General features: G+C 67.9%; 22 protein-coding genes. All 22 read left to right on the top strand.

Annotated elements, in window-relative coordinates:
• Positions 1–186: 186 nt before the first annotated feature.
• The 22 genes from OIU81_RS24285 (at position 187) to OIU81_RS24180 (ending at position 19,207) form a co-directional block, all read left to right on the top strand.
• On the top strand, positions 187–1,791 hold the full coding sequence (locus OIU81_RS24285; RefSeq protein ID WP_329151249.1) for a pentapeptide repeat-containing protein: 1,605 nt from the start codon (positions 187–189) through the stop codon (positions 1,789–1,791).
• Between the two features lie 260 nt (positions 1,792–2,051).
• Positions 2,052–2,258, top strand: coding sequence for a hypothetical protein (locus OIU81_RS24280; RefSeq protein WP_329151247.1), 207 nt, complete (start codon positions 2,052–2,054; stop codon positions 2,256–2,258).
• Positions 2,259–2,747: 489 nt separating this feature from the next.
• Entirely contained in the window at positions 2,748–3,002 is a 255-nt protein-coding gene (locus OIU81_RS24275) for a hypothetical protein (RefSeq protein ID WP_329151245.1), read from the top strand.
• Positions 2,999–3,295, top strand: coding sequence for an HNH endonuclease (locus OIU81_RS24270; RefSeq protein ID WP_329151243.1), 297 nt, complete (start codon positions 2,999–3,001; stop codon positions 3,293–3,295). The genes OIU81_RS24275 and OIU81_RS24270 overlap by 4 nt, the downstream gene beginning before the upstream one ends.
• Positions 3,296–3,381: 86 nt before the next feature.
• The gene (locus tag OIU81_RS24265; protein ID WP_329151241.1) at positions 3,382–3,936 is read left to right on the top strand and encodes a hypothetical protein; all 555 of its coding nucleotides are present in this window, start codon (positions 3,382–3,384) and stop codon (positions 3,934–3,936) included.
• A gap of 273 nt (positions 3,937–4,209) precedes the next feature.
• A complete protein-coding gene (locus OIU81_RS24260; protein WP_329151239.1) occupies positions 4,210–4,788 on the top strand; it encodes a bifunctional DNA primase/polymerase in 579 nt (192 codons plus the stop codon).
• Between the two features lie 107 nt (positions 4,789–4,895).
• A complete protein-coding gene (locus tag OIU81_RS24255) occupies positions 4,896–5,345 on the top strand; it encodes a phage terminase small subunit (protein ID WP_329151237.1) in 450 nt (149 codons plus the stop codon).
• Positions 5,335–7,026: a Terminase gene (locus OIU81_RS24250; RefSeq protein WP_329151235.1), complete on the top strand. Its 1,692-nt coding sequence runs from the start codon at positions 5,335–5,337 to the stop codon at positions 7,024–7,026. The genes OIU81_RS24255 and OIU81_RS24250 overlap by 11 nt, the downstream gene beginning before the upstream one ends.
• A gap of 19 nt (positions 7,027–7,045) precedes the next feature.
• A complete protein-coding gene (locus OIU81_RS24245; protein ID WP_329151233.1) occupies positions 7,046–8,452 on the top strand; it encodes a phage portal protein in 1,407 nt (468 codons plus the stop codon).
• Positions 8,449–9,270, top strand: a complete 822-nt coding sequence (locus OIU81_RS24240; RefSeq protein WP_329151231.1) for a hypothetical protein — start codon at positions 8,449–8,451, stop codon at positions 9,268–9,270. Before OIU81_RS24245 ends, OIU81_RS24240 begins: the two co-directional genes overlap by 4 nt.
• Positions 9,271–9,322: 52 nt before the next feature.
• Positions 9,323–10,048, top strand: coding sequence for a hypothetical protein (locus tag OIU81_RS24235; protein WP_329151229.1), 726 nt, complete (start codon positions 9,323–9,325; stop codon positions 10,046–10,048).
• A gap of 16 nt (positions 10,049–10,064) precedes the next feature.
• Positions 10,065–10,454: a head decoration protein gene (locus OIU81_RS24230; protein WP_129296346.1), complete on the top strand. Its 390-nt coding sequence runs from the start codon at positions 10,065–10,067 to the stop codon at positions 10,452–10,454.
• Positions 10,455–10,470: 16 nt separating this feature from the next.
• Complete coding sequence (locus OIU81_RS24225; RefSeq protein ID WP_329151226.1) at positions 10,471–11,505, top strand: major capsid protein; 1,035 nt, start codon at positions 10,471–10,473, stop codon at positions 11,503–11,505.
• Positions 11,506–11,519: 14 nt separating this feature from the next.
• Positions 11,520–11,858: a hypothetical protein gene (locus tag OIU81_RS24220; RefSeq protein ID WP_329151223.1), complete on the top strand. Its 339-nt coding sequence runs from the start codon at positions 11,520–11,522 to the stop codon at positions 11,856–11,858.
• A gap of 3 nt (positions 11,859–11,861) precedes the next feature.
• The gene (locus tag OIU81_RS24215; protein ID WP_329151222.1) at positions 11,862–12,269 is read left to right on the top strand and encodes a hypothetical protein; all 408 of its coding nucleotides are present in this window, start codon (positions 11,862–11,864) and stop codon (positions 12,267–12,269) included.
• Entirely contained in the window at positions 12,266–12,619 is a 354-nt protein-coding gene (locus OIU81_RS24210) for a hypothetical protein (RefSeq protein WP_329151220.1), read from the top strand. Before OIU81_RS24215 ends, OIU81_RS24210 begins: the two co-directional genes overlap by 4 nt.
• A 2-nt stretch (positions 12,620–12,621) precedes the next feature.
• Complete coding sequence (locus OIU81_RS24205) at positions 12,622–12,900, top strand: hypothetical protein (protein ID WP_129296341.1); 279 nt, start codon at positions 12,622–12,624, stop codon at positions 12,898–12,900.
• Positions 12,900–13,304, top strand: coding sequence for a hypothetical protein (locus OIU81_RS24200; RefSeq protein ID WP_329151217.1), 405 nt, complete (start codon positions 12,900–12,902; stop codon positions 13,302–13,304). Before OIU81_RS24205 ends, OIU81_RS24200 begins: the two co-directional genes overlap by 1 nt.
• A 73-nt stretch (positions 13,305–13,377) precedes the next feature.
• The gene (locus OIU81_RS24195; protein ID WP_329151215.1) at positions 13,378–14,037 is read left to right on the top strand and encodes a phage tail tube protein; all 660 of its coding nucleotides are present in this window, start codon (positions 13,378–13,380) and stop codon (positions 14,035–14,037) included.
• Positions 14,038–14,141: 104 nt separating this feature from the next.
• A complete protein-coding gene (locus OIU81_RS24190; protein WP_329151213.1) occupies positions 14,142–14,465 on the top strand; it encodes a hypothetical protein in 324 nt (107 codons plus the stop codon).
• A gap of 38 nt (positions 14,466–14,503) precedes the next feature.
• Complete coding sequence (locus OIU81_RS24185; protein ID WP_329151211.1) at positions 14,504–14,935, top strand: hypothetical protein; 432 nt, start codon at positions 14,504–14,506, stop codon at positions 14,933–14,935.
• Between the two features lie 6 nt (positions 14,936–14,941).
• A complete protein-coding gene (locus OIU81_RS24180) occupies positions 14,942–19,207 on the top strand; it encodes a phage tail tape measure protein (RefSeq protein WP_329151209.1) in 4,266 nt (1,421 codons plus the stop codon).
• Positions 19,208–19,210: the final 3 nt, after the last annotated feature.

Raw genomic sequence — 19,210 nt, 5'->3', positions numbered from 1 at the left:
CAACTGCCTTGACCAGCATCTGTATAGAGCATGAGGCCGATGCCGACGCATCCATGGTGTGATCAGCCCATGACCACGTCGACACCTCCGGACTGGCCACACTGCGGACACGGAGCCAATCCCGACACCGACCCGGTTGGGTGCCGAGGCATCCATGTGCCCGGTCACACCCGGTGCTTCCTTCATATGACCGTGGGCGATCGGGACGGCTACCTGGACAGCCTGCATACGCGGGACGATATAGATCTTCGAGGAACTACATTCGGTCCAGAGTTGCTCGAATTGCTGCTTAGCAGCATGTGTGACGCGATCGATAACGTCTGCCGCATCGGGAATGCCGACTTCTCAGAGGCGTACTTCCTTGAGCAGTGCGACTTCAGTGATGTCATTTTCACGCAGTCGGTTAATTTCTCTCAGGCGTGGCTTGAAAATCCCAACTTCACTCGCACGGAGTTCTCAGGGGTGGCAAGCTTTATTGCTGCAACATTCCCCACGGGAGCATTCTTCGGCGAAGGGATTTTCAGGGATCGAGTGGAATTCAACAATGCAAAATTCACACAGGACATGCTATTCATCGAATGCGCCATCGCTGAGGGAGCCTCATTTTGGGATGCGACCTTCGGCGGCCAGGTGTCATTTGCCCGAACAGTAGCAAGGAGACTCGACTTCACTCGATCTCAATTCAATGCCCACACCGGGCAACTGGGTCCATTCTACTGCCCCGGCAGCGCAAGCTTCAGGCAAGCAGTATTTGCAAGGCCCGTCGAAATAGACGCCATGGCCACATACGTATACTTCCACGGAACCCGCTGGGAGTCAGCAGCTACGATTCGTCTGAGGCATGCCCAAGTGAGCCTGGATAACGCCACGCTAACTCAACCGGTTTCAATTAAGTCGCATCCGACTCACTTCGCAGATTTCGACGCTTCAATCGACTGGCCTGTGAAGAGAGCTCAGCTGACTTCACTCCGCGGAGTAGACTGCTCCTTCCTCTCACTGGGGGATGTGGATCTTTCGCAGTGTCAACTTTCGGGCGCCTTCCACCTCGATCTAATAAGACTGGAGGGCCACAGTACGTTTGCAATACCCCCAGCAGGATGGAAGCTTCGTATCGGGTTTCCGTTCAACTGGACTCGGCGTCAGGTCATCGATGAAGAACGCCAATGGCGTGCCCTGCCGAGTCACTCCGCCGCCCTTCGTCGCGGCTGGGGAGACCCTCCCGAAAACGAACACGATATCCCTGGCCTTGCCGCCCTGACAGTCATCTACCGCCAACTGCGAAAGGCACGCGAGGACGCAAAGGACGAACCGGGCGCTGCGGATTTCTACTACGGCGAGATGGAGATGCGCCGTCACAGCCACACATGGAGGCAGGCTGAACGCTGGCTGCTCCAGGCGTACTGGCTGTTGTCCGGCTATGGGCTGCGCGCCTCCCGGGCCCTCGGCTGGCTTGCCACCGCCATGCTCACAACGATCGTGCTAATGATGGGCTTCGGCCTACCCAACGACCCCCCGAAGCAGACGGCAACCGGCACCGTCCCGGCTGACGGCGGCAAGGTGGCGTTCAAATTCGACAAAGAAGACCCCCGCAACCCGACCGGCGACCGCTTCACGGGCAAACGCTTCGAGAAAGCACTGAACGTCACTCTCAACTCCGTCATATTCCGCGCCAGTGGCCAAGACCTCACCACCGCCGGCACCTACATCGAAATGGTCTCCCGCCTCGCCGAACCAGTACTCCTCGGTTTCGCCGGGCTCGCGGTCCGAGGGCGAGTCAAGCGAGGAAGCTGATCGCGCCGGCGGAGGAGGGGCGCCGCGGCCGGCGTACCCCCGGCAGCCCGAGCTAGACGACTCCCGTCGAACCGAGCGCATCGTCGACGAGGCGCTCGCCGGCGCCGGGCTCTCAAAGGCTGACGAGGTTGCGCACGCGTACGTGATGCGCTGCCCACGCTCAACGCCGTGCAAGCCGCCAGCCGCGCCGCGGTCGACGTCGACCGGCCCCTATCTCTAACCACTGCCGAGCGCGGCACCCGTACGAGAGGATTGATCGCATGTCGAAGAAGATCGAGCACGTACCCGCGGGCAAGTTCACGACCCTCGACGAGATCGCGGCGTTCGTGGCTGACGCGCTCGCCGCCGGCGCGAAAGGCAGCGACATCCCGCATGGGCGCCTGTCGTTCAGCGGGAAGTTGCAGCGGCTCGATATCGCCGTCGCTGACGCTGCCCCGGCCAAGGATGCGGACACGAAGAGCCAGTAATCGGCGGGCGTTTCGCGCACGATCCGACGACGAGTCGCAGTCGATTCGTGCGCGAAATGTTCGCGAGTCTCAGGCGAGTACGCACGTCAACGCGTTGTGTCCTCGGGGGACTCCCTCGGGACTCGCGCGCGTGCTCCACTCCAATCCACTCCTGTACGTGGGGGGTTACTGAGAGAGCAGTACGTACCGGTCGTACCGTGCCAGCGCACGACACGGCTCTCTCTTTCACCGCCCGTGACTTGACGCCCGACGATCACGTGTCGCACTCTTGTCGGCAAGTCCGCTATGCCCGGATGCAGAAGCCACGCCAACGCCCCTCGCACAGCGGGGGGCGTTCGCATTTCCCCCACGCGCCCCGCCCGGCGCCGCCATCACCGCGCAGCGCGGAGCCACACGAGACAAGTGCGGGTTGCTGGCTGCGACCCCGCGCTGCGCGGCGCCCCCACGTCCTACCCCACACACCGGACCCGCCGAGAGGGACTGTCACCCATGCGCGTACGGCTCACCGACGGGCAGCGCGAGGTAGAGATCAGAGCCGAGGGCGACGACCCGAGACTGCTGCGCCAGATCGAGCGCACCGCGCGCCGACTCCTCGTCGACCTCGCACCACAACCGAGCCCGAGCCCGAGTGTGTTCGGGTTCGGCAAGCAGCTCGACCTCGACCGCGTCGCCCTCGACTCGACGATCGAGCGAGCCGACCAGGACGACGAGCCTGATCTCGACGATGAGGACGACGAGACATGACCGGCCGGTGGGAAGGCAGCACACGGCACGACGAGCTGCCCGCGGACTGGCCGGCCATCCGTGCGGCAGTCCTCGCACGGGACGAGCACCGGTGCCGACAGATCAACGAGGGCAGGGTGTGCCGGCGCTGGGCGAATCAGGTCGACCACATCAGGCGCGGCAACGATCACCGGCCCGAGAACCTGCAATCGCTGTGTGCCGAGTGCCACGCGATCAAGAGCAGCCGCGAGGGCAACGCCGCCCCGCGCATCACCCGATGGCGGCCGACCGAACGACATCCTGGGCTGCTGTAGAGCCGATCACCCAATTGGACCACCCGGCGGGCAATGCTCACTCGGTCCGAGTTCCCTCGCAGTAGGAACTCGATCGGGAGAAGGCTATGGACAGCTCGGATGTACAAATCGACCTCGCGGCGCAAGGGTGGCTGTCCGCCGCGCTCGACGCGCTGACGGCGGACCACCTATGGACCCGGCAGCTAGAACGCCAACACCTGCCAGTGAACGAGATGAAGCAGGTGGCTAAAGTCGGCGAGCACCTACGTTCCCAGTGGGATCACCTGACGGAACCTGGCTCTCTGAAAGTGCACAGCGACTGGCTTCACGCACACTCCATTCTCGCCCGTGATGTCGCCTATAGATCAACAGGGTTCCGCAACGAAAAGCAACAACACGACTGGGCCGAAGGCAACCACGTCTTGCGGGGCGTGGAGACTCTCCATGAACGCCGGGACAGCGAGCTTGCGACGCTCCAACGCAAGATCGACGCCCTAAATGACGGCGAGTGGACGCCGGGTGACCTACCAGCTCCTGCCATTTGCGGAATGCTGGCCGTAGCTGCTGGCACCGCATTCGGTCTGCGACAGCCATATTTTGGAGGTTTCCTCACCAAGTGGTTCTACGACGTGGATTGCCCGACGATCATGATGACGATCTGAACCAGATGGTGGGCCGGGGGGGACTCCCCCTCCCGGCCCCGTCTGAGCCCCGGGAGGTGCTGCGGCTCTCCGCGCGTATGAATCCCCGGGATTCTGGGGCATGGCGCCCCCTGTGCTGCCCGTGGGCGGACGGGCAGGGGTCGGGGAGGGTGATTCGATGGCGCGGCGACTGGGCATCGCACAGCACCTCTCACCCCCTCACCCCCATCCTGCAGAACGCATAACCGCAGGCCAGAGCACATATTGCCGTTACATCTGCGGTATGATGGGGGCATGAAGACGCGCCGCTGTGAGCGCTGCGACGAGCAGCTCGGCGCCCGGCACGCGCATAACGCGCGGTACTGCTCGGGCCGCTGCCGCGTGGCGGCGCATCGTGCCCGTCGCACACTGCCCGACGAGCTCACGAGCCGGCCCCGTTGGGTGCGCCGCACCTCGCGGAAGCTGCCGATCACGGTCGACGGCGACACGGCGAGCAGCACCGACCCCGAGACGTGGTCGCGCTACCGCGACGCCGCCCGCTCGACGGCGGGCGCCGGGCTCGGGTTCGTCCTCGACGGCGACGGGCTCGTGTGCCTCGACCTCGATCACTGCCTGTACGGCGACCGGCTCGCCCCGTGGGCGCAGCGCATCGTCGACGCCGCCGGTCCGACATGGGTCGAGCGATCGGTGTCCGGCGACGGGCTGCACGTCTGGGGACTCGGCGAGCTGCCGCATGGCCGGCGCATCAGCGTCGGGACCGGGACGGTCGAGCTGTACGGGACCGGCCGGTATATCGCGGTCACGGGCGACACCTGGGGCGACACACCTCGGCGGCTCGGCGATCTGTCCGCCGTCATTCACGAACTGCTGTAGCGGTCCCCGACACGGGGCGCTGCTGCGTACCCGACACGGGAGGTAGACCGATGGCTGTCGCCGGGCGGAAGCCAAAGGGCGGACCGAAGCGGAACAGGGTCTCCGCGGTGCACGAGTGGACGACCGTCGCCGACGAACGGTACGAGGGACCGCGGCCCGAGCTGCCCGAAGCGCGGCGGGTCGAGTGGACCGATCGCGAGCTCGGGCGCTGCTCGGAAATGCAGCCGTTGCAGCAGCTCACCCGCGTGTGGTGGGAGCGCATCACCGGTATGCCGCACTGCGTTCTCTGGGATGACGGCGACTGGCAGTTCGCCATCACGACCGCCATGGTCGCCGACGCCGTGTTCTCCGGCGACGTCCGGCTCGCCGGCGAGCTGCGGCAGCGCGAGCGTGTGATCGGCACGACCCTCGACGCCCGGCGAGATCTCCGCATCCGGTACGTGCCGGTCGAGGACAACGACCAGGACGACGAGCAGCCGGCCGCCGCGGCCGCCGATGCGCGGCCGGTGACCCGGCTCGCCGACCGTCGGCGCCGGTTGACCGCCGATGCCCCGTGAGCTCGTTCGCGCCCGGGACCATGACCGCACCCTGTCGCTAGGTTGGCTCGCGCTCGCGTGGAAAGAGCATTTCTGCGTGCACGGGCCCGGCGATATTCAGGGCCGGCCGCTCGACCCCGACGACCCCGACGGCGTTCCGCTCGACGACGAGCTCGCGGCGCTCACGGTCGATGCCTACGCCCTCGACGGGTCCGGGCGCCGGCTGTACGACTCGACGTTCTTCTCTCGGGCGAAGGGGCGCGACAAGAGCGGCACCGCCGGGCGGTTCGTGCTCTTCGAGGCATTCGGGCCGTGCCGGTTCGCCGGCTGGGCCGAGGGCGGCGAGCGGTTCCGGTGGCGCGACTTCGAGTACGTCTACGAGCGCGGCGAACCCATGGGTCGCCCGGTCGTGTATCCGTTCATTCGCTGCCTGGCCACGGAGGAGGGGCAGGCAGGGAACACGTACGACAGCGTCCTCTTTAACCTCACCGACGGGCCGCTCGGCGAGGATCTGCCGGGCGACGCCGCGGGCGTGACCCGGGTCATCCTTCCGGACGGCGGCGAGATCGTCCCCTCGACGGCGTCCAACGCTGCGAAGGACGGCGGTAAAGAGACGTTCGTCGTGTTCGACGAGACGCACCTGTACGTGCTGCCCGAGCTGCGCCGCATGTACGCGACGGTCCGGCGCAACATGGCGAAGCGCAAAGAGGCTTCGCCATGGTCGCTGGAGACGTCGACGATGTACGCGCCGGGCGAGGGGTCCGTCGCCGAGGAGACGCACACGCTCGCGAAGCTCATCCGGGAAGGCAAGACCCGGCGCGAGCGGCTGCTCTTCGATCACCGGCAGGCGCCCGAGGGCGTCGACCTCACCGACGAGGCTGCGGTGCGCTCGGCGCTCGTCGAGTCGTACGGCGACTTCGCCGCGGTGATGGACCTCGATCGGATCGTCAACGAGATTTTCGACCCGCGGAACTCGCCGAGCGACAGCCGGCGGTACTTCTTCAACTTGGCGGAAGCGGCCGCCGATGCGTGGCTCGCCGAGCCCGAGCTGATCGCCGTAAGCGACCTCGACAAGGTGATCGCCGACGGCGACATGATCACGCTCGGATTCGACGGCTCACGCAAGCGCTCGCGGAAGGTCACGGACGCGACGGCTCTCATCGGCTGCCGCGTATCCGACGGGCACCTCTTCGAGATCGGCGTATGGGAGCAGCCGGCCGGCGCCGCGGGCGAGCAATGGGAGGTGCCGAAGGCCGAGGTTCTCGCGGCGATCGAGACGGCGTTCGAGCGGTACACCGTCGTCGGGTTCTTCGCGGACCCGGCGAAGTGGCAGGAACACGTGACCGGTTGGGAAGCGCGCTACGGCACGCGGCTCGCGGTCAAGGCGACCCGCGATCACCCCGTCGAGTGGTGGATGACCGGCGGCCGCGCGATTCACATCGTGCGGGCAACGCAACGCCTACTCGACGCGATCCTCGAACGCGAGGTGACCTACGACGGGTCGTACGCCATGACCCGGCACTTCCTCAACGCCCGCCGCCGAGAGGGGCGTACGGGCATCCAGATCATGAAGGAGAACCCCGACTCGCCGCGCAAGATCGATGCCGCGGTCGCGAGCATCCTCGCGTTCGAAGCGCGGTCGCAGGCGGTCGCAAAGGGGCTCGCCGAAGCGGCCGCCCCGATGGGCGGGTTCACGTTCTGAAAGCCCGAGAGGGGGCGACATGCTGAGTGACGAGGTCGACTCTCCCGACTGGTGGCTGCTGCGGCTCGGGCGTCAGATACGTGACCGGACGACCGAGCTTGATCTGTGGTGGGACTACTACCGCGGGCGGCACCCATTGCCCGAGCTGCCGCGGAACGTCGGCGACGCTTTCCGCGCGTTCCAGCGCAAGAGCCGTACCAACTTCATGGGCACGGTGGCGAACTCTCCCGTGCACCGGCTGCGGGCGCTCGGGATCACCGACGGCGACGGGAATCCGGACGACGACGCGGCCCGGTGGTGGCAGCTCAACCGACTCGACTCGCGGCAGAAGCAGGTGTACCGCACCGCGCTTACGCAGTCAGTCGGCTACATGATCGTCGGGCCGCACCCGACCCGGGTCGAGGAAAACAGTCGCCCCTCGCCGCTCATCACCGCCGAGACGCCGCGCGAGTGCATCGTCGAGCACGACCCGGCGACCGGCGAGCGCCGAGCCGGGCTCAAGGCTTGGTACGACGACGTCGAGCGGGTGGGCCGGGCAACGCTCTACCTGCCCAGCGTGATCGTGCGGTACAGGACGAAGGAGCGCGGGCCCGGCCGGCTGCCATGGGGCCGACAGGCGTGGGAGCAAGACGGCGACGAGCAAGAGCACGACCTCGGCGATCTGCCCATGGTCGACTTCCCGTGCCGGCCCGAGCTCGGCGAGGACCCCGAGCCCGAGTTCGCCGGCGTGATCGACATTCAGGACCGACTCAACCTCGGCGTGCTCAACCGCATGACCGCGGCGAGGTACTCAGCCTTCCGGCAGAAGTACGTCACCGGCCACAAGTTCCGCAAGCGGATCGACCCGCTCACCGGGCTCGAAGTCGTCGAGCAGCCGTTCGTACCCTCGCCGTCCGCAGTGTGGGCGAGCGAAGGCGAGGCGACGCGGTTCGGACAGCTCGACGCGACCGACTTGAGCGGGTTCCTGAAGGAGCACGAGGCCGATATCCGAAACCTTCTGCTGATCAGCAACACCCCCGCTTATTACTTCGCGACCGACCTCGTCAACATCAGCGCCGACACCGTGCAGGCGCTCGATGTGCTGCACCTCGCGAAGGTCGGCGAACACATGGCGGTCTTCGGCGAGGCGATCGAGGACGTCTTCACTCTGTGCGCGCGGCAGGCAGGTGTCGAGCGTGACTTCACCGAGGCTGAGGTGCGTTGGGAGGACCCGCGGCAGCTCAACCCGGCCGTGCTCGCCGACGCCGCGGTGAAGAAGAAGAGCGTCGGCTACCCCCTCAGCGTGCTCGCCGAAGACATGGGCGAGTCGCCGCAGCGCGTACGGCGCATCGCTTCGGGCGCAGCGGCTGATGCGCTGCTCGGCGCCTCACTGCTGCCGACGGCGCCGCAGCAGCCGGCCGGCACGGGCACCGGTGAGACAGCGTGAGTGAGGCGACTCAGACGGCGCTCGCGCAGCAGTACGACACGCTCACCGACCGACTTCGCGAGCGGCTGCTCACCTTCGTGACGGACGCCTTCGAGTCGCTCGGCAGCTATCGCGGCTCCGACGCCGCGATGTTCGTCGAGCACGTGCTGCCGGTCGTACTCGGCGCTCAGCAACAGATCGGATCGCTCACCGACGCCTACCTCGCGAGCATGGTGGCCGACATGTTCGGCGGCGCCGCGGCACCGGCCGGCGTTGTCCTCGACGACGCGCTGCGCGGCGTCCCGCCCGAGGTCGTCTACACCCGGCCGTTCGCGTCGGTGTGGTCGGCGCTCGGCGAAGGCCGGGACATGGTCGATGCGGTCGACGCCGGCCGGGTCCGGCTGTGGTCGATCACCGAGACCGACATGCAGCTCGCCCGTACTCAGGCGGCGCAGCAGACGATGCGGCGCGGCGGGGCGCGGTTCTATCGGCGTCGGCTGTCCGGGCCGCGGAACTGCGCGTTGTGCACGATCGCGTCGACGCAGCGGTACCGGGTCGAGAAGCTCATGCCGATTCATCCGGGCTGCCACTGCAAGCCCGAGCCCCTGCCCGGCGATCGCGACCCGGGCCAGATCCTCGACGAGGGGCTGCTACAAGAGGCACACGACGCGATCGCACGTGACCTTGGCGAGTCGGACCGCGGCGGCCGCAAGCCGGATTACCGGAACGTGATCATCACCCGCGAACACGGCGAGATCGGGCCCATGTTGGCCGTTCGCCGGCACGCTTTCACCGGCCCGAAGGACGTCCCGAAACCGGATGCCCCGGGCACGGACTGACGCCGACACGGCGCACCACTGCTCACCCTCACCCGACACGGGAGACACCACCATGCGCACGCGCACTCTGCCCGGGGTCGAGGCAGCCACCGGCTGGACTCACCCCTACCCGACCGGTCTGTTCTCCCCGTTCTTCTACAAGGACGGCGGGGACGGCGGCGGGGACGAGACGGACGACGGCAGCGACGACGACCAGGACGACGACGCCGGAAACGACAAGCCCGACAAGGGCGGCGACGACGGTAAGGACTGGAAGACCGAGGCCGAGAAGTGGAAGGCGCAGTCACGCAAGCACGAGGCCCGTGCCCGTGAGAACGCGAGCGCGGCGAAGGAACGCGATCAACTGCGGCGCGAGGGGCTGCCCGAGCAAGAGCGGAAGATCGAGGAAGCTGTCGGCAAAGCGCTCGCCGAAGAGCGGGCGAAGAACGGCGGGAAGCTCGCGCGGCAGGCTTTCCTCGCCGCGGCGAAGGGGCTGATCCCCAACGCCGGCGACGTCGCCGACGACGTGAACCTCTCTCGGTACGTCACCGACGAGGGCGAAGTCGACGAGGACGGTCTCGCCGATCTCGTGAAGCGCCTCGCTCCGTCGTCGTCCGGCACGGACGACGACGAGGACGACGACCGCGACGACGAGCGCGACACGCGCCGTGGCGGCCGCGACCGGCGCGGTTTCGATCAGGGCGCACGCGGCAGCCGCTCGAAGGACCGTCGCCGAACCAGCGTCGCAGCCGGTCGCGATCTGTGGGCCGAGAAGCACGGCAAGAAGACCAACACCTGATACCGGGAGTCTCCCGATGAACCTCACCACCACGACCGAGACCTTCGGTCAAGACGATCAGTCGTGGCTCGCGTCCGCGCACGGAACGAGCAACGCGAGGACGATCACCCTCGACACCTCGGCGTTCACTCCAGCCACGCACTACCCGAACGGCTACTTCCCGAGCGGTCTGCCCCTGGGGCGGATCACCGCGACCGGGCTGTTCGGACCGTATGACAACACCGCGGCCGACGGTCGCGAGACCCTCGTCGGTCACCTCTTCACCGCGGTGAAGTCGCCGACCGTCAACACCATCGACCCGCAGGGCGCTCTCTTCTGGCACGGCGGCGTCGTCGAGGCCAAGCTGCCGCGCCCCGTCGACGCTGCCGGGAAGACGGACGTCGCCGGCCGGATCACCTACTTCTGAGAGGGGTGAGTAACCCGTGCTGATCAACACCGACTACATCACCCCCGCCGAGCTCACCGGCTACGTGCGCGCCGGCGAGGCCGACCGCGCAGCGAATCAGTTCACACTCGCCCGGTGGCTGCCGAACAATCCGATCGATGACCTTGAGTACCGCTTCACCCGGGGCGGCGAGGGGCTGATCGAGGCGGCGTCGTTCCGGTCGTACGACACCGAGTCGCAGATCGCTGCGCGGCCCGGGATCGCCCGCGTCTCCGGTGAACTGCCGCCGATCTCCCGCAAGCTGCGGCTCGGCGAGTACGACCGGCTGCGGCAGCGTCGCCTCGACGGGCAGGTGCGCAACGCGCTCATGCGTGACGCACTGCGCATGACACGGGCGGTGTCCGCGCGTATGGAGCTCGCCCGCGGCGAGGTGCTCTACAAGGGCAAGCTCGAACTCGCCGAGAACGGCATCGTCGCGACCGTCGACTTCGGCAGGAAGGCGTCGCACACGGTCGTCGCTGCAACCGCGTGGACGAACCCGGCCGCCGAGATCCTCGCCGATCTCATGGCGTGGAAGGCGACTTACATCGCGACCAACGGCGAAGCGCCCGGCGCCATCGTCACGAGCGATCGAGTCGTCGCGCTGATGATGCGGAATGACGAACTGCGCGCCCTGGTGTACGCGGGCGGCGTCTCGCAGCCTTCGGTGATCAGTGTCGCCTCGATCAACTCGGTTCTACAGGCGTACTCGCTCCCGCCGATCTCGACGTACGAGGCACAGGTGCGGGTCAACGGCAGCGTTACCCGGATCATCCCCGACGACCGTGTGCTGCTGCTGCCGGCCGCCGGCGACGCCAACGACCCGGAGTCGACCGACCTCGGCGCCACGCTGTGGGGTACGACTGCCGAGTCTCTCGACGGCGATTACGGGATCGAGGACGGCGAAGAGCCGGGCATCGTCTCGGGCGTCTACGCGGAGAAGGACCCGCCGGCGCTGTGGACGAAGGCGGCGGCGATCGGGCTGCCCGTGCTCGCGAACCCCGACCTGACGTTCTGCGCCGACGTCGCCTGAGAGGGGTGAGCAGCATGAGCGAGCAGCAGCTCGTCGCGACCGTGCACGTCCGTGATCTTCAGGGTCGGACCGTCGTGCTCGAACCCGGCGACGACGTGCCAGCGTGGGCGGTCCGGCAGATCACCAACCCGAAGGCGTGGGTCGAGGTCGTCGACACGGTCGACGTTGCCCAAGCGCCCACGCCCCCGGGCGCGGGCGGCGTCGAGGCACCGCCGCGGTCCGGCAAGGGCTCGGGCGTCGAGGCATGGCGGTCGTTCGCCGACCGCAAGGGCGTCGACGTCGACCAGGACGCGACCCGCGAGGACGTCATCGCGGCGTGCGAGGCGGCCGGCGTCGTCGAGCGAGAGGAGTAGGGCATGGCGCCGTTCGCGACCGTCGAGGACTACGAGGCGCGTGCCGGCGTGACCCTCGTCGAGCCGAAGCGCTCGCAGGTCGAGGCGTACCTCGACGACGCTTCGGCGCTCATGCGGCGGCACATTCCGACCGGATACGAGCCGGCCCCGGGGACAACGACGGCGATCGCGGTCGCCGTCGCTCGCCGGGTCATGGCGAACCCGGGCGGCTACCGGCAGAGGAGCATCGGGCAGTACGCCGAGACGCTCGGCGAGGCCGGCGGGCTCTACCTCACCGAGGACGAGATCGCTCTGCTACAGCCCGAGACGCTCGACGACCCGGACGCCGACGCGGCGTACTCGGTAGGGCTGCGCGATGACGGGCTGCCCGGATGGCAGTACGACCCGCTGTGCAAAGGGCGGTTCCTGTGATCCCCGACGATCTGCTGCCGCACCTCGTCGACGTCGAGCAGCCGGGGACAACGACGGACCGGTACGGCAACGAGGTCGACGACTGGACGACGTCGACGCACGCCGCGGTGAACGCATGGATGCAGCAGAACACCGGGGCCGAGGACACCGACCAACGGAGCGCGCAGATCGGCGAATGGCTGATGCTGTGCAACTCGCGCGACACCAGCGGACAGCCGCTCACGGTGCGCGGCGAGGCACGCGTGCACTGGCTCGGGCTCGACTTCGAGGTGATCGGGCCCCCGGGGCCGGCGTACGAGCCGGCCGCGCTGCATCACTTCGAGATCAGGCTGAAGGTAGTGGAGGGGTGACCATGGCACGGTCAAGGTTTCGTCCCAACCGGCGCAACATCGCAGGTCTACTCAAGACGCCGGAGACGCACGCGCTGATCGAGCGGAAGACCCGGGCGGTCGAGGACGCCGCGGCCGCGGCCGCGCAGTCCGATGGTTGGGAAGGGCAGTTCCGGACGGACGTCGAGGCCGGCGACAAGCGGGCCCGTGGCGCCGTGATCGGGGACTACTCGACCCCGTACCCCGAGGTGTCGCGGCGGGCGCTGCTGCGCGGTTTGGACGCCGCGGGGGACACCGACTGATGACACCGCCGATCGTCTTCCCGGACGCCGCGGCGGTCGTCGCCGACTACCTGCGAGCGAGGCTCGCCGAGCACGGGCAGCCGGTGCACGTAGGCACGCGGGTGCCCTCACCGCGACCGACGTCGTTCGTCCGGGTCGAGCGAATCGGCGGGGCGCAGCGGGACGTCGTGACCGACCGGCCGCGGCTGGACGTCCACTGTTGGGGGTCGACCGAGGAAGCCGCGCACGACCTCATGCAGCTTGCGCGGGCGCTGCTCGGCGCAATCCCCGGATGGCGCGGAGCAACCGCGTACGACGTCGACGAGGTCGGCGGACCGAACCTGTTGCCGGACCCGGCGAGTTCTTCGCCGCGGTACGCGCTCGCCGTCGAGATCTCGCTGCGGGGCAAGAGCCTCGCCACCTGAACACGGGCTCACCCGCCCTGACAGCACACCCCCGGACCGCGTCGCGGCCGGGGGTTTTCCATTGGAGGGACGCATGTCCACACCGACCCCGCCGGTCCTCGAAGACGGGCTCAGGAACGACTACATCCGCAAGCAGCTCATGCAGGCTGTTTACGCCGCGGACTACTCGGCGGCTGTCGTCGCGACCCCGTTCAACTCGTCCGACGGCGCCCTTACGGCGATCCCTACCGGCTACGTCCCGGTCGGCTACACCACTGACGACGGCGTCACCTTCACCGGTGATCTGTCGATGGCCGACGTCACCTCGTCGCAGGCGGTCGAGCCGACCCGGTCCGACGTCGAGTCGGACGTGCTCAGCGCGCAGTACGCGGCACAGGAAACCAATCAGGCGACGGTCGCGCTCTTCGAGGGACTGCCACTGTCGGGCACAGGTGCACTGCCGACGATCGGCTCGGCGTGGCAGTGGGACCGCCCCGCGACGCCGAAGAACCCGTACCGCCGGCTGCTCTTCATCGGCCTCGACTACAGCGACAGCGGCGAAGAGATCTACGTGATCAAGTTCTTCCCGCGAGCCCGACTCACCTCGCGCGATGACGAGCAGTGGGCGCGCAGCACCGAGACGCAGCGACCGGTGACGTTCACCGCGTACCGCGATCCCGTGCTCAAGACCCCGTGCCGCAACTGGATCGATGGGCCCGGCTGGAGGTCGTTCGCTCCCCCGTCCGGCGGCTGACGCTGCCCCGTGATCGGGCGGGGGACGGCGGTTCTGGGTGAGCCCCTCCGTCCCTCGCCCTCGTGAGCTCACCCGCAGACTCACCCGAGGAAGAGAGCACGATCATGTCGAAGCCCAACAAGGCCCGGTTCAAGCTGTCGGCGGTCAAGGCGTCGTACGCCGAAGCGGTCGGCGGCGAGCTCGTCGAGGTCGAAACCGACGACGGGAAGATATGGACGTTCCCGCACCCGCTGTTCACGCCCGACGATCTCGCGAAGGAGATCGACGCGGCCGAAGGAGACGAAGCGAGGGCCCGCATTCTGCTCGGCGACCAGTGGGGCGAGTTCATCAAGTCGGGCGGCAACGCGAACGGGCTCATGCTCGTCTACGTCGCGGCACGTTCGGAGATGCAGGACACCCTCACTAAGCACCGCCCTACGAAGCGGTAGGCGACGACGGCGACGGGCCCGAAGCCTACGAGTTCAGCGTGCTCGACGTCCTCGGCGACGATCCCGAAGCCGTCGAGGCCGACCTACTCCACTACTACGGCGGCGAGCAGTACGGGGTCGGCGGGCCGCTCGCCGCATTCTGGCGGGGCGAGATCACGCTGCGGCTGCTGCGAATCATGGTCGAGCGCCTTCCGCCCGACTCGGCTACCGCACGCGCAGCAGCCGGCCATCACTGGCAGGTATCCGATTGGGCGGCCGCCGACACTCGCGATCTGCTCAATCTCTTGCTGACGGCGTTTCTCAACGCCAATCGCGACCCGAAGAAGCCGGCCCAACCGTGGCCCGAGCCGGGTTGGCGGCCGGGCGAACCGCTGCCCGAAGAGACCGAGGCGAAAGCCGAGCAGCAGCGGGCGCGAGCACGGGCTGCGTACGCACACATCAACTCTCAGGTGCTCCCCGGGAAGGGGTGATGCGGCGTGCCGGTCGAGATTGGCGTCGGCTACGTGTCGATCGTTCCCGAGGTGCGCGATTTCGGCCGGCTGCTGAGTCAGCAGTTCGGCAACGAGCCGCAGCGCGTCGGGCAGGCAGCCGGGCAGGAGACGGGGCAGGGGTTCCTCGGCGGCATCGGTGGCGCCTTGAAAAAGGGCGTTATCGGTGTCGCCGCCGGAGCCGGGGCGCTGTTCGCTGCCGGATTCGCCGAAGCGGTCGAACAGGACAAGAGCAATGCGAAGTTGGGGGCGCAGCTCGGGCTGTCCGAGAAGCAGTCGGCTCGGGCGGGCAAGATCGCCGGGTCGGTTTACGCCCGCGGATACGGCGAGTCGATCGATCAGGTCAACGACAGTTTGAAGGCGCTCGCCTCGAACGGCGTCGCCTCGATCAATGCGCCAAAGAAGGAGCTCGCCGGGCTATCTAAGGCAGCCCTCAATTTGGCCGACACGTTCGACGCCGACGTAGGCGACTCGGCGAAGGCTGCCGGACAGCTCATCAAAACCGGGCTCGCAGCGAACGGTAAGGAAGCGTTCGACCTCATCACCCGCGGGTTCCAAAGCGGCGCCGATAAAGCCGGCGATTTGTTGGACACTCTCAATGAATACGGGGTGCAGTTCAAAAAGGCCGGGCTCGACGGGTCGTCGTCGATCGGCCTGATTAATCAGGCGCTTCGGGCAGGTGCTCGCGATGGTGATCTCGCGGCCGACGCGATCAAGGAATTCGGTATCCGCGCGGTCGACGGCAGCACGACGACCGCCGGCGGGTTCAAGATGCTCGGGCTCAACGCGTCCGACATGGCGGCGAAGTTCGCGAAGGGCGGCAGCGCCGCGAACGGCGTTCTCGATCTCACCCTCGACCGGCTGCGCGGGATCAAGGACCCCGTTAAGCAGGCGCAAGCCGCGACCGCGTTGTTCGGTACGCAGGCGGAAGATCTTGGTAGCGCGCTTCTCGCGATGGCCCCCTCGAAGGCGGCCGCCGGGCTCGGCGAGGTCGGCGGGGCGGCCGACAAGATGGGCAAGAGTCTGCACGACACCGCGACCTCGAAGATCGAGGTGTTCAAGCGGCAGGCGTTGCAGGGGATCGCCAACTTCGCGAACCGGTACGCGATCCCGGCTGTCGAGAAGTTCGGCTCGTTCCTCAACCGGTACGTGCTGCCGCCCGCGCAGACGGTCGGTGGGGCGCTCGCCGGCACGCTCGTGCCCGCCGTCAAGGGCGTTGGCTCGGCGTTCGCCGGCGGCGTGCAGTGGGTCAAGGACTACGGGGCGTGGCTCATACCGCTCGGCGTCGCCGTCGGCGGCATCGCGCTCACGATGGGTGCTTCGGCGCTCGCGACCGGCGCGACGACCGCCGTGTTCGCGATCTATCGGGGCGTGATACTCGGGGCGGCCGCGGTCACCCGCGGGTTCGCGATCGCGCAAGGCGTGCTGAACGCCGTGATGAGCGCGAACCCGGTCGGGCTGATCATCACGGGGATTCTGGCGCTCGGCGCTGCCCTGGTCGTCGCCTACAACAAGAGTGCGACGTTCCGGGCGATCGTCCAAGGGGCGTGGGCGGGCATCCAGGCGGCCGCGTCGGTCGCGTGGAACTCGTTCCTGAAGCCGGCACTTTCGGGCATCTGGACGGCGCTACAGGCGGTCGGCTCGGCGGCGTCGTGGCTGTGGTCGGGCGTGCTCTCGCCCGTGTTTGGGTTCATCGGCACGGCGGCGCGCGTGCTGTTCACGATCGTCGCGGTCGCGGTGATCGCGCCGCTCGTGATCGCCTTCCGGGCGTTCGGCGCGGTCGCGTCATGGCTCTGGAATGTGGCGGTCGGGCCAGCGCTCCGAGGGATCGCGGCGGTCGGCTTGTGGCTGTACGGCACGATCTTGAAGCCGGTGATCGGTGCCACGATCGGCACCTTCCATGCGCTGGGCGCGGCCGGGTCGTGGCTGTACGCGAACGCCATCAAACCCGCGATGAACGGGATCGGTTCGGCGGTGTCGTGGCTCTATACCTCGATCATCAAACCGAATGTCGAGCTCGCGAAGGCGGCGTGGCGGGGACTGGGCGCTGTCGGCTCGTGGCTGTACCGCAGCGCGGTCAAACCTGCGTTCGACGGGATCGGGGCGGCCGCGTCGTGGCTGTGGACGAAGGCCCTCAAGCCGGCGCTCGACGCGGGGAAGCGGGGCGTCGCGCTCTTCGGTGACGCCTTCGAGCTCGCGAAGGACGCGATCGGCAAGGCGTGGGGCAAGGTGCAGTCGATCGCCGCGAAGCCGGTGAACTTCATCATTGAATGGGTCTATACACGGGGAATTAAGGCAGTTTGGGACAAGGTCGCCGGCGTGGTCGGGCTCGACCCGCTGCCGAAGGCTCCCAAGCTGCTCGCCGCGGGCGGCACGGTCGGTCCGTGGGGGCCGGCCGCACCGATGAAGGTCAACAAGCCGACCGCGATCGTCGGCGAGGGCCGGTCCCAGTACCCCGAGTTCGTGATCCCGACCGACCCGAAATACCGCGGTCGGGCCCGCGCGTTGCACGCTGCCGCCGGCGCTCAGCTGATGGCCGACGGCGGCGTGATCGGTTCGGCTGTCGACTGGCTCGGCGGGGCGGCGAAGAAGATCGGCGGCGTCGTGATGGACGGCGTCGACTTCCTGTCGGACCCCTCGAAGATGTGGGAGAAGGCAACCGGGTTCATTCGCGACAAGATCGGCGCGATCGGCTCGTCTCCCTGGGCGAAGATGCTCGGCGGGCTCAAAGACAAGATCGTCGACGCGGCGAAGGGTCTGTTCGGCGGCTCGTCGGCGGACGTCGGTGGGTCCGGCGTCAAGCGGTGGTCGAGCGTCGTCTTGCAGGCGCTCAAGCTCGTCGGGCAGCCGGCGAGTCTGCTGCCGGTCGTGCTGCGCCGGATGAATCAGGAGTCGGGCGGCAACGCAAAGTCCATCAACAATTGGGACATCAACGCCAAAAACGGCGTCGCATCGCGCGGGTTGATGCAGGTGATCCCGCCGACCTTCGCCGCCTATGCGGGCAAACTTGCCGGTCGGGGCATCTTCGACCCGCTCGCCAACATCTACGCCAGCATGCGGTACGCGCTGTCGAGGTACGGCTCGCTCTCGAAGGCGTACAACCGCGCTGGTGGATACGCCGATGGCGGGCGACCGCGGGCCGGCGAACTCGCGTGGGTTGGTGAGCGTGGGCCCGAGCTCGTCCGTTTCAAGGGCGGCGAGACGGTCTATGACAGCCCGACGTCGCTGCGCATGGCGGCCGGGCTCGGCGCCCGCGGGTTCGCGAGCGGCACGGCCAGGACGAAGGCTCGGAAGGCGGTTCCGGGCGATCTCACATCGTTCACGAAGTCGCTCAAGGGCAGCGCCTCGTCGATCTCGACCGCGGCGAAGAACCTCGCGGCCGATCTCAAGACGGCGGGCGGCGCCGGCCGGACGCTGTCGACGTCGGTCAACAAGGCGTCGACGAAGTTGCAGGCGCTCGCGAAGAGCCGCGACAGCGTCGGCAGCCGGCTCGACGCGGCGAAGCAGGCGTACACCGACCAGAAGAAGAGCGCTTCGGACTACCTCGGGTTGTCCAACGTCAGCGACCCGACGTCGGTCGGGAACCTGATCACCGGCATGCAGTCGCGGCAGTCCGCGCTCAAGGCGTTTCAGGGACAGATCAAGACGGCGTCGAAGAAGGGAGTCAGCCAAAACCTGATCTCGCAGCTCGTCGCGGCCGGTCCCGACAGCGACCTCGCCGGGCTCGTCTCGGGCGCGAACGCCGCGCAGATCAAGCAGCTCAACGCCCTCGCGAGGAGCGGCTCGGCGCTCTCGACGTCCTACGGCCGGACCATGGCCGACGCGATGTACGACGCCGGGTCGCAGGCTGGCCGCGGGTTCCTTACGGGTCTCCAGGCGCAAGAGGCCGAGCTGCAAACGCAGATGAATCGGCTCGGCTCCGGGATGGTCAAGGCGATCAAGCGTGAGCTCAAGATCAAGTCGCCGTCGAGGGTGACCGACGAGGTCGGTGCACAGGTTGGCGCCGGGCTCGTCGGCGGAATGATCCGCAGCCTGCCCGAGGTCGACCGGGCCGCGGTGCGCATGGCGGCGGCCGCCGTACCGGTGCCGGTCACCTCGGGGCAGTCCAGTGCACCGGCCGCCGGGCTGCAACGAGGCGACACGGTCGTGCTCAAGGTCGGCGAGCGTGAGTTCGTCGCCGTCGTCGATGACCGAGTCGATGCCGGGATGAGCGACGTCCGCAAGCGCAGCCGAGCCGGAGTGAAGGGGAGGTAACCC

This window comes from Streptomyces sp. NBC_01454 (assembly GCF_036227565.1).
In the GTDB taxonomy this organism is placed as follows: Bacteria; Actinomycetota; Actinomycetes; order Streptomycetales; family Streptomycetaceae; genus Streptomyces.
The sequence above is the reverse complement of the archived record's forward strand: the minus strand, read 5'-3'. Positions and strand labels throughout refer to the sequence as shown.

Bases quoted from the DNA above. Each gene is read 5' to 3' on its own strand.
- OIU81_RS24285 (WP_329151249.1), top strand. From the start codon at position 187: ATGACCGTGGGCGATCGGGACGGCTACCTGGACAGCCTGCATACGCGG.
- OIU81_RS24280 (WP_329151247.1), top strand. From the start codon at position 2,052: ATGTCGAAGAAGATCGAGCACGTACCCGCGGGCAAGTTCACGACCCTC.
- OIU81_RS24275 (WP_329151245.1), top strand. From the start codon at position 2,748: ATGCGCGTACGGCTCACCGACGGGCAGCGCGAGGTAGAGATCAGAGCC.
- OIU81_RS24270 (WP_329151243.1), top strand. From the start codon at position 2,999: ATGACCGGCCGGTGGGAAGGCAGCACACGGCACGACGAGCTGCCCGCG.
- OIU81_RS24265 (WP_329151241.1), top strand. From the start codon at position 3,382: ATGGACAGCTCGGATGTACAAATCGACCTCGCGGCGCAAGGGTGGCTG.
- OIU81_RS24260 (WP_329151239.1), top strand. From the start codon at position 4,210: ATGAAGACGCGCCGCTGTGAGCGCTGCGACGAGCAGCTCGGCGCCCGG.
- OIU81_RS24250 (WP_329151235.1), top strand. From the start codon at position 5,335: ATGCCCCGTGAGCTCGTTCGCGCCCGGGACCATGACCGCACCCTGTCG.
- OIU81_RS24245 (WP_329151233.1), top strand. From the start codon at position 7,046: ATGCTGAGTGACGAGGTCGACTCTCCCGACTGGTGGCTGCTGCGGCTC.
- OIU81_RS24235 (WP_329151229.1), top strand. From the start codon at position 9,323: ATGCGCACGCGCACTCTGCCCGGGGTCGAGGCAGCCACCGGCTGGACT.
- OIU81_RS24230 (WP_129296346.1), top strand. From the start codon at position 10,065: ATGAACCTCACCACCACGACCGAGACCTTCGGTCAAGACGATCAGTCG.
- OIU81_RS24220 (WP_329151223.1), top strand. From the start codon at position 11,520: ATGAGCGAGCAGCAGCTCGTCGCGACCGTGCACGTCCGTGATCTTCAG.
- OIU81_RS24215 (WP_329151222.1), top strand. From the start codon at position 11,862: ATGGCGCCGTTCGCGACCGTCGAGGACTACGAGGCGCGTGCCGGCGTG.
- OIU81_RS24205 (WP_129296341.1), top strand. From the start codon at position 12,622: ATGGCACGGTCAAGGTTTCGTCCCAACCGGCGCAACATCGCAGGTCTA.
- OIU81_RS24200 (WP_329151217.1), top strand. From the start codon at position 12,900: ATGACACCGCCGATCGTCTTCCCGGACGCCGCGGCGGTCGTCGCCGAC.
- OIU81_RS24195 (WP_329151215.1), top strand. From the start codon at position 13,378: ATGTCCACACCGACCCCGCCGGTCCTCGAAGACGGGCTCAGGAACGAC.
- OIU81_RS24190 (WP_329151213.1), top strand. From the start codon at position 14,142: ATGTCGAAGCCCAACAAGGCCCGGTTCAAGCTGTCGGCGGTCAAGGCG.